The organism is Pseudoalteromonas sp. CR1, assembly GCF_019392235.1.
Classification (GTDB): Bacteria; Pseudomonadota; Gammaproteobacteria; order Enterobacterales; family Alteromonadaceae; genus Pseudoalteromonas.
The window spans coordinates 1-278 of record NZ_JAHXRM010000182.1 but is presented as its reverse complement, the minus strand read 5'-3'; the positions used below and the strand labels follow the sequence as shown (position 1 = coordinate 278).

The following is a 278-nucleotide window of genomic DNA, read 5'->3' as shown; positions in this document are numbered from 1 at the left end:
CTCGGGTCCGGGCATTGGCCTGGGCGAAGTTCTCCCGGTAGCTGACGCCGAACCTGAACAATATCGGCTTGCGGTGCAGGCCAGTCTCAGTTGGCTGATAGCGTGAGCCCCGTAGGGTCTCAGCGCGATCGAGGAACCCGACCGCTTCAAGGGCCGCGATGGCGCCACGCACCCGCGCCTCGCTGAGGCCCAAGGTGGCATGGTCCGCCAGGGCTCTCCGATCGATCGGGAACGCGGCAGCCAACCGGGCCGGGCTCGACCAGTACCGCGCCAGGAAC

At 68.0% G+C, this 278-nt stretch carries 1 protein-coding gene; it reads right to left on the bottom strand.

The features are described from left to right. Window positions 1-278: hypothetical protein (locus KZZ04_RS19015; RefSeq protein WP_219423815.1), on the bottom strand; the 278-nt coding region annotated here is incomplete at both ends.